Raw genomic sequence first — 11,920 nt, 5'->3', positions numbered from 1 at the left:
TTGAGAGATTATTTCTTCACCGAAGAAAAACAATAGTGAAGATTAATTTAGTGCCGATTGAGCTTTTTGAACGATCGTTTTAAAGGCTTCTGGGCTATCGTATGCTATTTCAGCTAGTATTTTTCTATCTAACTTAATTCCACATTTAGTTAAACCATTAATAAATTTTGAATAAGTTATTCCTTCAGATCTAACACCTGCATTAATTCTTTGTATCCATAAAGATTTAAATTCTCTTTTTTTAGTTCTACGATCTCTGTATGCATATTGCATAGCTTTTTCCATAGCTTGCTTTGCAACTCTTATAGTGCTTTTTCTTCTGCCCCATTGACCTTTGACAGCTTTTAAAACTTTTTTATGTTTTGCGTGACTTGTTACGCCTCTTTTTACTCTAGCCATTTTATCCTCTTAAACTGTAAGGCATGTATGATTTAACTATTTTGCCATCTTGTTTTGACATAGCAGTCGTGCCTCTTAATTTTCTAATTTGTGAATTTGTTCTTTTTATCATACCATGTCTCTTTCCAGCTTGAGCCATCATAACTTTCCCTGTAGCTGAGATTTTAAATCTTTTTTTTGCTGAACTTTTAGTTTTTAATTTTGGCATAATTCTGCGGACTTATACAAATATTGGAATGGATTTACAACCTCTATTAAGCCTTATAAAGGCTGAATAACCATGATCATTTGCTTACCATCAAACTTTGGGTGCAATTCAACTTTGCCAATATCTTGCATATCAGCTTTTATTTTATCCATTAATTCTCTACCTAGGTGTGAGTGTTGTAGCTCTCTACCCTTAAATCGTATTGTAAATTTTACCTTGTCACCTTTTCCAATAAATTTTTTAGCATTTTTAACTTTAAAATCATAATCATGAGTTTCTGTAACTGGTCTCATTTTAATTTCTTTTAATAAAACTATTTTTTGTTTCTTTTTAGCAACATTTGCTTTTTTTTGAGCATCATATTTAAATTTACCCATATCAATAATTTTACATACAGGTGGTTTTGCGTTTGGAGCTATTTCAATTAAATCCAATCCTTGCTCTTTAGCCATTGATATGGCTTCATTTGTATTTATGATTCCTATATTTTCACCATCGCTTCCAATTACTTGAACCTCAGGTGAAGAAATTCTATTGTTAGATCTTGGACCTTTATCTTTAGTTCTTCTTTGAAAATAATTTTGTTTAAAATCTGCCACTTAGTTTGAGGATGCTTTGTTTAAAGCTGAGAAAGTTTCTAAGAATAAGTTTAATTCCATATTTTCTTGTTTGTTCGTATCCAATCTTCTAATCGTTACTGAGTTACTGTCAACTTCTTTTTTTCCACAAATCAATAAAAGTGGTATTTTTGATAGTGAATGTTCTCTAATTTTATAATTTAAGTTATGGTTTTTTAAATCTACCTCAGAGCTTATGCCTGCATTATTAATTTTTTCATTTACTTCTTTTGCATAAGAGTCAAATTCCTCTGAAATTGGAATTACAACAACTTGTAAAGGAGCTATCCAAAATGGAAATTTGCCTGCATAATTTTCTATAAGAATTCCAATAAATCTTTCTAATGATCCAAATAACGCCCTATGAAGCATTACAGGAATTTTTTTAGTTCCATCTTTATCAACAAAAGAAGCATCTAATCTTCCTGGTAAATTAAGGTCTACTTGTAAAGTTCCACATTGCCAATCCCTACCAATAGCATCTCGTAAAACAAATTCAATTTTTGGACCATAGAATGCTCCCTCTCCTTTATTAATTGTGTATTGAAGCTTTGAAGCTTTAACTGCATCTAATAAAGCTTTTTCAGCTTTGTCCCATACATTATCATCACCAACTCTTAAGTCTGGTCTATCTGAATATTTTAATATTACATCTTCAAATCCAAGATCTTTATAAATATCTAAAATTAAATTAGTAACAATCAAACATTCTGATGTAATTTGATCTTCTGTGCAAAAAATATGAGCATCGTCTTGAGTAAAAGCTCTAACTCTTAAAAGTCCATGTAAAGCACCTGAAGGCTCATATCTGTGTACTTTTCCAAATTCTGAAATTCTTAAAGGAAGATCTCGGTAACTTTTTAATCCTTGATTAAAAACTTGTACGTGACCTGGGCAATTCATTGGTTTTATTGCAAATATTTTTTCATCTGGTGTTTGAGAAGTATACATATGCTCTCCATATTTTTCCCAGTGGCCAGATTTTTCCCAAAGAGATCTATCTAAAATTTCAGGAGTATTCACTTCTTTGTAGCCAGCTTTTTCTTGTCTAGCTCTCATATATGCAACTAATTTTTGAAATAACTTCCAACCTTTTTCATGCCAAAATACTGATCCTGGACTTTCTTCCCTAAAGTGAAATAAATCCATTTCTTTTCCAAGTTTTCTGTGGTCTCTTTTTTCTGCTTCTTCTATTCTTTTTAAATATTCATCTAAATCTTTTTGTGATGCCCAACTTGTTCCATAAATTCTTTGCAACATTTCATTATTTGAGTCACCTCTCCAATAAGCCCCTGATACCTTTGTTAATTTAAAGTACTTACCAATTTTTCCCGTTGAAGACAGATGAGGGCCTCTACATAAATCATGCCAGTCTCCATGAAAATATATAGAAACATCTTCACCCTGCGGAATACTTTCAATAATTTCGGCCTTGTATATTTCCCCTTTATCTTTGAAATGAGATATGGCTTTATCTCTTTTCCAAACTTCTCTTGTAGTTGGAACATCTCTATCAACAATTTCTTTCATTTTATTTTCAATTTTATTCAAATCATCTTCTGTAAAGGGTTCTTTTCTTGAAAAATCATAATAAAATCCATTTTCTATAATTGGACCAATTGTAACTTGTGTTCCAGGAAAGAGTTCTTGAACAGCCATTGCAGTTATATGGGCCGTATCATGACGGATAGTTTCTAATCCTTCTTTATCTTTTGAAGTAAAAATTTTGACTGAGCAATCTTTATCTAAAACAAAACTTAAATCCTTAAGCTCTTCATTAACACTAATAATAGTTGCCTGCTTTGATAAAGATTTACTAATCTTTTCAGCAACCTCAAGTCCTGTTACTTTATTTGGAAATTCAATAGTGTTTCCATCTGGCAATGTTATTAATGGCATTTAATTCAATAATTTTTTGTATTCTGAATATGTAGAAAAACACATTTTTTCAACATTAAATTTTTTAATTATATTTTTTCTACCTTCTATACCAATAGATTTCAATCTAGATTCGTCTAATTGTAAGACTTCTATTATTTTTTTACTCAAAGCTTCTGCATTGCCAGACTGAAATAAAAAACCTGTCACGTTATCGATAATAGTTTCATTAGATCCCCCAATATCACTTGCAATTATTGGTTTTTCCATTGATTGGGCTTCAACTGCTACCCTTCCAAAAGCTTCAGGTTCTACTGAGGCTGAAACAACAATGTCTGATATTTTGTAGGCTAACGGCATATTTTTACAATGTTCTATAAATTTTAACTGACTAGTTAGCCTATATTGCTCAGCCAATCTTTTAATTTTTTTGGTATAAATGTCTCTTTCTTGATCGCTACCCAAAATAACTGCATTAAAAGACTCATAGCCCAGTTCTTTATTAACAAGATTTAATGCCTCAATAAATGTCTCCTGACCTTTCCAAGCAGTTAACCGACCTGGCATTAGGATCGTTTTTTTATTTCTATCAACTTCCCAATCTGAAATAAGTCTGTTTTCTTCACTGTCTAAAATTGTTGATAATTCAAAATAATCGACATTAATTCCCCTAAAAATTACTAAGAATTTTTTTTTTAAATCTAAAAATTTTGGATAATTTTGATTAATATGTGAAAAAATAAAATTTGATCCTGCTATTATTAAATCTGATCTAACCATTACTGAATTATAGAATTTTTTAATTGAGTTTTTAAAATTATAAGTACCATGAAAAGTTGTAACAAACTTTCTTCTTGTAATTTTTGTTGCAAACAAACAAGACCAAGCTGGAGCACGACTTCTTGCATGAACAATAGATATATTATTTAGTAAAATAATAAAAATCAAAGCTATTGAATTAAAGAGCATTAAAAATGGATTTTTACTATGGACGGGAAGTTTTATTACTTTTACTTTTTTTTTATCAATAAATTTTAATAACTCTCCTCCACTAGTTACTATATAAGAACCACAATTATTTTCTGGTAAATAGTGTGCAAGATCGTAACAGCCTGTTTCTGCACCCCCATATCCAAGTTTAGGAATTACTTGCAGTACTTTTAATTCTGAAGACATTTGATAGAACTATATATTAAGAATTAATTCTAATAAACTTATATGAATAAATTTAAATACATTAAGATCCTTAATAACAAGCAAATAAGATACTTAAGTAAGGAATATAGAGATAATCTTTATATTGTTTTTTTACATGGTTTTATGTCAAACATTGAAGGTGAAAAACCTCAAGCAATACAAAAATTTGCAAAAAAAAATAAGCTTGGTTTTCTTGCTCTTGAATATTCTGGTCATGGAAAATCTTCGGGAAAATTTACCAAGGGAAATATCACACAATGGTCAAAAGAAGTTGAAATAGTAATAAAAAAAATAGTTAAAAAAAATAAATTTATCTTAGTTGGTTCAAGTATGGGAGCGTGGCTCTCCTTAAATCAATTTAAATATTTTAAAGATCAAATTAAAGGTTTTTTAGGAATTGGTTCGGCTCCAGAGTTTTTACAAAACCTAATGTGGAAAAAATTTACAAAAAAAATGAAAAATGAAACTATAAAGAAAGGAATTTATAACTTAAAACATGGTAATTATGAGTATCCAATCACTTATCAGTTAATAAAAGATGGTAGAAAAAATAAAATCTTGAATAAAAACATTAAATCCAAAATCAATGTAACCATGATTCATGGAAGTAAAGATGAAGTTGTTCCAACAAGTTATTCTAGAAAAGTTCTTAAGTTATTTACTAAAGCTAATAAAAAATTAGTGATAATAAAAAATGGTGATCACAGCTTATCAAGTAAACGAGGTTTAAAAAAAATACTCTTAGAGCTAAATAAAATTACAGCTAATATGGTTTAATCCTTCGATATAGCTTGGAAATTTTAAATTATAATTAAAATAACTTTTCATCTTTTTGTTGCTAACTTTTTTAGACTCATTATAAAAATTTTTCAACATCTCACCTTTAATTTGGTCAACTTCAATTTTTTCGATATTTTCAATATTTAATATTTTTGCTCCAAATAAAGTAACCTCTTCAGATGTAGACGGTTTATCATCAGATAGATTATATATTTCTCCTGACTTAAATTTTGATAAAGATTTAAATAATATATTTGAAATATCATCTACATGAATTCTAGAAAAAAAATGATTTTTTTTATTGATCACTTTCACGCCTCCTGATTTTAGACGCATTAAAATATTTTTTTCATTAGAATAAATTCCAGATAACCTAAATATCTGAATTGGTACTTTCTTATTTTTCTCTAAAGAAAACCATGCATTTTCAGCTTTCAATCTTGCAATACCATTATTTGAAATTGGGTTTGTTTTGCTATTTTCATTAACCCACTCTCCCTTATGATCACCATAAATACTAGTGGCTGATAAGTATGTTATCCATTTTGTTTTGGAGCTTTCTATAAATTTAGAAAAATTTTTTATAACTAAATCTTCTTGATTTTCTGGTGGTATAGAAACCAAGATATGATCTGCTTCTTTTAATTTTACAACTAAACTTTGATCAAAGTTCTCACTATTAAATAGATAGCTATTATAATTAATACCGTTGAATGATTTTTTTGAAGACTCACTTCTAGAGGTTGCTGACAAATTAATATTATACTGCTCAACACTAAGCTTCTTTATAAAATTTTTTGCGACTTGGCCAAAACCAAAACAAAAAATATTTATATCCTTCATTTTAACTAACTTCTTTTATAATGGATTTTAAACTTATTGGGTTTTTTAGCTTATCAATCATTTCTTTTGGACAAACTTGAATAAAATTAGAAATTTCTCTATCAAAATTTTCTATAATCTTTTTAGAAAAATCTGAATTTGTCTCCTGGTGATGCTCTTGAACTAAATTTTTTAAATAAGTTATCCAATAATCTGTTTCAGGTGTTTGCCATACTACAGTCTCTGGGTTTACTTTTTTATCAAATTTCTTATTTATATCGTAAATAAACGCCATTCCACCAGTCATTCCAGCTCCAAAATTGTCTCCTACATCACCTAGAATTATAACTGTGCCACCAGTCATATATTCACAAGCATTAGAATCGCATCCTTCAATAACTGAAATTGATCCTGAATTTCTTACCGAATACCTTTCTCCAGCTTGACCTGCTGCAAAAAGTTTTCCAGATGTTGCTCCATACAAAACTGTATTTCCTATTATGGTATTCTCATGTGAAACTAGATTACTTTCGTCTGGAAGTTTAACTACCACTGTTGCGCCTGATAAACCTTTGCCAACATAATCATTAGCATCACCTTTTAAAATAAGTTTTAAGCCTTTTATTGCAAATGCACCAAATGACTGTCCAGCTGATCCTTTAAACTTTAAAGATAAAAAGCCATCCTCTAGTTTTTCAGATCCATATTTTTCATAAAGATGATTAGAAATTCTTGTTCCAACTGTCCTATGAGTATTTTTAATAATATATTCCTTTTCAATAATTTTTACTTTTCCAATTTGTTCTTTAATTTCAGGTAAAATTTCTTGATCCAAAGTATTTGGAACAGAATTTATTTCTGGAACTGTACAGTATCTTGTGTTCTCACCAGCATCTGTTTGAACAAATAAAGGGTTTAGGTCTAAATCATCTAAGTTTGGTGAAGCTTTACTTACCTGTCTTAATAAATCAGTCCTACCAATTATTTCATTTAATGATTTAAATCCTATTTGTGCTAAAATTTCTCTTACTTCCTCAGCTATAAATTTAAATAAGTTGACTACCTTTTCTGGCGTACCAGAAAATTTTTCTCTTAGTTTTTCATCTTGAGTACAAACTCCAACTGGACATGTGTTTGAGTGACACTGTCTAACCATTATACATCCCATGGCTACTAAAGCTGTAGTAGCTACTCCATATTCTTCTGCTCCCATCATGGCTGCAATAACAACATCTCTTCCTGTTTTAATTCCACCATCTGTTCTTAGAGTAACTTTATGCCTTAAATTATTTAAAGTTAAAACTTGATTAGCCTCAGTTAATCCCATCTCCCAAGGTATCCCCACATATTTAACACTTGTTTGCGGTGTAGCTCCTGTTCCTCCATTATGTCCAGAAATTAAAATTATATCTGCTTTAGCTTTAGCTACCCCAGCTGCGATTGTTCCTATCCCAGAAGATGCTACTAATTTTACACCAACTCTTGCTTTTGGATTGGCTTGTTTAAGATCATAAATTAATTGAGCTAAATCCTCGATAGAATAAATATCATGGTGAGGTGGTGGTGATATTAGGGTTACACCCGGAGTTGAATGTCTTAATTTGGCAATTTCTTCCGTAACTTTAAACCCTGGTAATTGACCTCCCTCACCAGGTTTTGCTCCTTGTGCAATTTTAATCTCTATTTCGTTACAGTTATTTAGATATTTAAGTGTTACTCCAAATCTTGCTGAGGCTATTTGCTTAACTCTAGAATTAGCACTATCTCCGTTTTCCATCTTAATAAATCTTTTTTCATCTTCTCCACCTTCACCACTACAAGAGGCTCCTTTAATTCTATTCATTCCTATAGCTAATGTTTCGTGTGCTTCTTTCGATAATGCACCATGAGACATACTTCCACTTCCAAATCTTGTTAAAATATTTTCGATTGGTTCTACTTCTGAAATATCTAAGGATGGGTTTAAATTTTTATCTCTAAATCCAATCAAGTCTCTAAGGTGTATAGGAGGAAGATTATAAATACCTTCTGCATATTTTTTATAAGCTTCAAAAGAATTTGATGAAACTGCACTTTGCAAAAGATGAATGAGCTTACCTTGATATTGATGAGTTTCACCATCCTTTCTATATCTATAAATTCCTCCGATTGGTAAAACTGCATCCGTTCCTTCAAATGCTTCTTTGTGAATAGTTCTTAATTTTTTTTCTATTCCATTTAACCCTATACCTGAAATTTTTGATAAAATTCCTGGAAAGTATTCTGATGCTACTGTTCTACTCAAACCAACTGTTTCAAAATTACATCCACCTCTATAAGAGCTTATGACCGAAATTCCCATTTTTGACATTATTTTCAGAAGTCCATAATTTACTGATTGTATATATCTGTCTATGCATTCATCGTACTCAAACTTTCCAAATAATTTTTTTTCAAACCTTTGATATAAACTATCCAGTGCTAAATAAGGATTAACAGTAGTTGCCCCAACACCTATAAGTGTTGCAAATGAATGCGTGTCTAATGCTTCTCCAGTTTGAGCATTGATTGATGCATAGCCTCTTAATTTTTTTTTAATAAGATAAGTATTTATTGCACCAACACATAATAGCATTGGGATGGGTAATCTTTTTTCAGAAATATTTTTATCACTTAAAACTAATTGCGTAAGGCCTTGTCGAACTGCAATTTCAGACTCTTTTCTAATTCTCTCAATAGAAGTTTCAAGATTTTCACTTTTATCAAAAGTACAATCAATTGTTATTGATTTTTCCCCAAAAAAATTAATAAATTTTTCTAATTGAGAATTTGATAATATGGGGCTGTCTAAAACGTATATGTTTTCTTCTGTTAAATTAGTAAAATCTAAAATATTTCCAAGATTACCAAAACGAGTTTTTAAACTCATAACCTTGTTTTCTCTTAAAGAGTCAATTGGTGGATTTGTAACTTGACTAAAATTTTGTCTAAAAAAATGGTAAAGCGGTCTATAACGGTCAGACAATACTGCAAGTGGAGTGTCATCACCCATAGAGCCAATGGCTTCTTTTGCATCTTCTGCCATCGGGTGAAGAATAAGCTCCAGATCTTCTAAACTATAACCAAATGTATGTTGTCTTTTTTTTAGCTCATCACCTGAAAAAGTAGATTTTTCATTCTTTATTGGGAATTTCTTTTCTAAATCAATTATTTGATTGTTAAAATGTTTAAACTCTTTTGCTAGATAGTCTTTTATTTCAACATTAGAAAATACTTTACCTTTAGCTATTCTAACTCCAAGAATTTCTCCAGGTCCTAATCTGCCTTTTTTAAGAATTTGCTTCTCATCGATTTCAACCATTCCCGTTTCTGATCCTGCACACAATATTTTATCTTTTGAAATAGTATATCTCATTGGGCGTAACCCATTTCTATCAGCTGCTACAATGGCCCATTCATTATCGGTAGCTGCAATAGCAGCTGGTCCATCCCATGGCTCCATTGTGCTATTTAAAAAATTAAATAATTGTTGGTGATCTTTTGATAATGTTTGACTTTTTTTAGACCATGCATCTGGAATTAACATTAATTTTGCAAGGGGTGCTGATTGGCCAGAAATATTTAAAAGTTCAAAAACACTATCTAGTGCAGCAGAGTCTGATGATCCTGGTTGTATAACTGGTTTTAAATTTTCCATATTATCAAATAATGGACTATTCATTTCTTGCTCATGAACTTTCATCCAGTTTGTATTTCCTTTGAATGTATTTATTTCTCCATTATGAGCTAATGCTCTAAAAGGTTGTGCCAGATCCCAACTAGGTGCTGTGTTTGTTGAAAACCTTTGATGAAATATTGCAAATCGAGATATAAACCTTTCATCTTTTAAATCTAAATAAAAATCTGCAATAGACTCTGCTAAAAACATTCCCTTATAAATAACTGACTTAGAACTTAGTGAACAAATATAAAAACCTTCTATCGCATCTTTAATAGCTTCTTTTTCAATTTTTCTTCTAGATTCATAAATTTTTCTTTCTAACTCTTTTTCTGTTAAATCTTTATTATTATGTTTAAATAATACTTGAGTAATTTCTGGTCTTGTAAGATTTGCTTTTTCACCTAAAACTTTTGGATTTACAGGAACCTGTCTCCATCCATAAATACTAAAATTACTTTTTGTTAATTCACTTTCAACTAAAGTTCTTGCATTTTCTTGTGCTTGATAATTGTTTCTGGGTAAAAAAATCATACCCACACAAATTTCTGAACCATCATGGTCATGACCTGTGATTTCTATCTTTTCAGCAAAGAAGTCTGAGGGAATTTCTAAATGGATTCCAGCTCCATCACCTGTTTTTCCATCAGCATCAACCGCTCCTCTGTGCCAAACCGCTTTTAGGGCATTAATTCCATATTCTACTACTTTCCTTGATTTTTTACCTTCTGTAGAAGCAATTAACCCTACTCCACAAGCGTCATGCTCCATTTCTTTAGAATAAACATGACCATCCTCAAGAATTTTAAGATTTTTTTTATAATTTTTCATTAAGCAACCTTCTCTTTACTGAGTTCTTTGGTCTCTAAAAAATTTTTTATTGATACTGCTACATCTCTTCCGTCTTTTATGGCCCAGACAACTAAAGATGCACCCCTAATAATATCTCCTGCTGCAAACACACCTGGTAAATTTGTCTCCATAGTATCAAAATTGGTTTTTAATGTTCCCCATTTAGTAACTTGTAGATCCTCAGAACCAAATAGTTTTGGTAAATTTTCTGGATCAAAACCAAGAGCCTTAATTACTATGTCTGCCTTAATATTAAAGTGAGAATTATTCTGAATTTCTGGTTTACGTCTTCCACTGTCATCAGGTTCCCCAAGTTTGATCTTATCCACTATCAAACCTTCAACTTTATTTGTTCCAATAAATTCTTTGGGACTAGATAGCCATACAAACTCTACTCCCTCTTCCTCTGCATTGGCTACCTCTCTTGCAGATCCAGGCATATTTTCTTTGTCTCTCCTGTAAAGACATTTAACTGATTTTGCTTTTTGTCTGATTGAAGTTCTAACACAGTCCATTGCAGTGTCACCTCCTCCAATTACTACAATATTTTTTCCTTCAGCATTTAAAGTTCCATTATCAAATAATTCTACTTTGTCTCCTAATCCTTTTTTATTTGAAGCTGTTAAAAATTCCATGGCTGGAAATATATTTCCTAAATCTTTTCCTGGAAGATCTATTTCTCGAGCTTTATAAACTCCAGTTGCAATTAAAAGAGCATCATGTTTTTTTCTTAATTGCTCTAATGTAGCATCTTTTCCAACTTCAAAATTTTGAACAAATTTAATTCCACCTTCTTCTAATAATTTGGTTCTTCTCTCTACAACAAATTTTTCTAATTTAAAATTTGGAATGCCATAAATCATTAAACCACCAGCTCTATCATATCGATCGTATACTGTAATTTGATAACCTGACTTACGTAACTGCTCCGCAGCAGCTAGACCAGCTGGGCCTGCTCCTATAATTCCAATACTTTGACTCTTTTCATTTTTAACCTTTATTGGATTTACCCATCCTTGTTCCCAAGCATTATCAGTAATATACTTCTCAACTGAACCTATAGTTACAGTTCCATGTCCAGATTGTTCAATTACACAATTTCCTTCACACAATCTATCTTGTGGACATATTCTTCCACACACCTCTGGCATGTTGTTAGTGCTTTGAGATAATTCGTAAGCCTCTTTTAATCGTCCTTCTGCGGTTAATTTTAGCCAATCTGGAATATTATTACTTAATGGACAATGGACCTGGCAAAAAGGAACTCCACATTGAGAACACCTGCTAGATTGTTCGCTTGCTTTATCGTTAATAAATTCCTTATAAATTTCATTAAAGTCTTCTTTTCTATTTCCAACTTCTCTTTTAGGTGGAGTTTGTTGACCTATTTTAACAAATTTAAGCATATTTTCTGACATATTTAACCCTCAATAAATTTAGCATATATCAAGGTTTTATGTAATAAAAGAC

Annotated in this window: 9 protein-coding genes; 1 reads left to right on the top strand and 8 read right to left on the bottom strand. The window is 30.8% G+C overall.

The window, feature by feature from the left end:
• Nucleotides 1–42: 42 nt before the first annotated feature.
• From rplT to SAR11_RS02200, 5 genes are read right to left on the bottom strand one after another with little or no spacing between them, the layout of a single operon-like run.
• A complete protein-coding gene (gene rplT, locus SAR11_RS02220) occupies nucleotides 43–399 on the bottom strand; it encodes a 50S ribosomal protein L20 (RefSeq protein ID WP_006997461.1) in 357 nt (118 codons plus the stop codon).
• A 1-nt stretch (nucleotide 400) separates the two neighbouring features.
• The gene (gene rpmI, locus SAR11_RS02215) at nucleotides 401–607 is read right to left on the bottom strand and encodes a 50S ribosomal protein L35 (protein WP_006997462.1); all 207 of its coding nucleotides are present in this window, start codon (nucleotides 605–607) and stop codon (nucleotides 401–403) included.
• Nucleotides 608–660: 53 nt separating this feature from the next.
• Nucleotides 661–1,206, bottom strand: a complete 546-nt coding sequence (gene infC / locus SAR11_RS02210; protein ID WP_006997463.1) for a translation initiation factor IF-3 — start codon at nucleotides 1,204–1,206, stop codon at nucleotides 661–663.
• Entirely contained in the window at nucleotides 1,207–3,123 is a 1,917-nt protein-coding gene (gene thrS / locus SAR11_RS02205) for a threonine--tRNA ligase (RefSeq protein WP_011281711.1), read from the bottom strand.
• The gene (locus SAR11_RS02200; protein WP_011281710.1) at nucleotides 3,124–4,278 is read right to left on the bottom strand and encodes a glycosyltransferase family 4 protein; all 1,155 of its coding nucleotides are present in this window, start codon (nucleotides 4,276–4,278) and stop codon (nucleotides 3,124–3,126) included. It abuts the gene before it with no gap.
• A gap of 42 nt (nucleotides 4,279–4,320) precedes the next feature.
• Between SAR11_RS02200 and SAR11_RS02195 the strand changes: the two genes are divergently transcribed.
• Nucleotides 4,321–5,076: an alpha/beta hydrolase gene (locus SAR11_RS02195; RefSeq protein WP_041185775.1), complete on the top strand. Its 756-nt coding sequence runs from the start codon at nucleotides 4,321–4,323 to the stop codon at nucleotides 5,074–5,076.
• Here SAR11_RS02195 and SAR11_RS02190 read toward each other — a convergent pair.
• Genes SAR11_RS02190 through SAR11_RS02180 form a run of 3 tightly spaced genes read right to left on the bottom strand, consistent with a single transcriptional unit; the run spans nucleotide 5,047 to nucleotide 11,868 of the window.
• On the bottom strand, nucleotides 5,047–5,922 hold the full coding sequence (locus SAR11_RS02190) for an oxidoreductase (RefSeq protein WP_011281708.1): 876 nt from the start codon (nucleotides 5,920–5,922) through the stop codon (nucleotides 5,047–5,049). The two genes, SAR11_RS02195 and SAR11_RS02190, sit on opposite strands and share 30 nt — an antisense overlap.
• A gap of 1 nt (nucleotide 5,923) precedes the next feature.
• Nucleotides 5,924–10,429: a glutamate synthase large subunit gene (gene gltB / locus SAR11_RS02185; RefSeq protein ID WP_011281707.1), complete on the bottom strand. Its 4,506-nt coding sequence runs from the start codon at nucleotides 10,427–10,429 to the stop codon at nucleotides 5,924–5,926.
• Nucleotides 10,429–11,868 (bottom strand): NAD(P)-dependent oxidoreductase, encoded by a 1,440-nt coding sequence (locus tag SAR11_RS02180; RefSeq protein ID WP_011281706.1) that lies wholly within the window; start codon nucleotides 11,866–11,868, stop codon nucleotides 10,429–10,431. Before SAR11_RS02180 ends, gltB begins: the two co-directional genes overlap by 1 nt.
• Nucleotides 11,869–11,920 lie beyond the last annotated feature (52 nt).

This window comes from Candidatus Pelagibacter ubique HTCC1062 (genome assembly GCF_000012345.1).
Lineage (GTDB): Bacteria > Pseudomonadota > Alphaproteobacteria > Pelagibacterales > Pelagibacteraceae > Pelagibacter > Pelagibacter ubiqueversans.
This window is presented reverse-complemented; position numbering and strand designations above follow the sequence as displayed.

Excerpts from the sequence above, each read along its gene's own strand:
- rplT (WP_006997461.1), bottom strand. The coding sequence starts at position 399 with ATGGCTAGAGTAAAAAGAGGCGTAACAAGTCACGCAAAACATAAAAAA.
- rpmI (WP_006997462.1), bottom strand. The coding sequence starts at position 607 with ATGCCAAAATTAAAAACTAAAAGTTCAGCAAAAAAAAGATTTAAAATC.
- thrS (WP_011281711.1), bottom strand. The coding sequence starts at position 3,123 with ATGCCATTAATAACATTGCCAGATGGAAACACTATTGAATTTCCAAAT.
- SAR11_RS02200 (WP_011281710.1), bottom strand. The coding sequence starts at position 4,278 with ATGTCTTCAGAATTAAAAGTACTGCAAGTAATTCCTAAACTTGGATAT.
- SAR11_RS02195 (WP_041185775.1), top strand. The coding sequence starts at position 4,321 with ATGAATAAATTTAAATACATTAAGATCCTTAATAACAAGCAAATAAGA.
- SAR11_RS02190 (WP_011281708.1), bottom strand. The coding sequence starts at position 5,922 with ATGAAGGATATAAATATTTTTTGTTTTGGTTTTGGCCAAGTCGCAAAA.
- gltB (WP_011281707.1), bottom strand. The coding sequence starts at position 10,429 with ATGAAAAATTATAAAAAAAATCTTAAAATTCTTGAGGATGGTCATGTT.
- SAR11_RS02180 (WP_011281706.1), bottom strand. The coding sequence starts at position 11,868 with ATGTCAGAAAATATGCTTAAATTTGTTAAAATAGGTCAACAAACTCCA.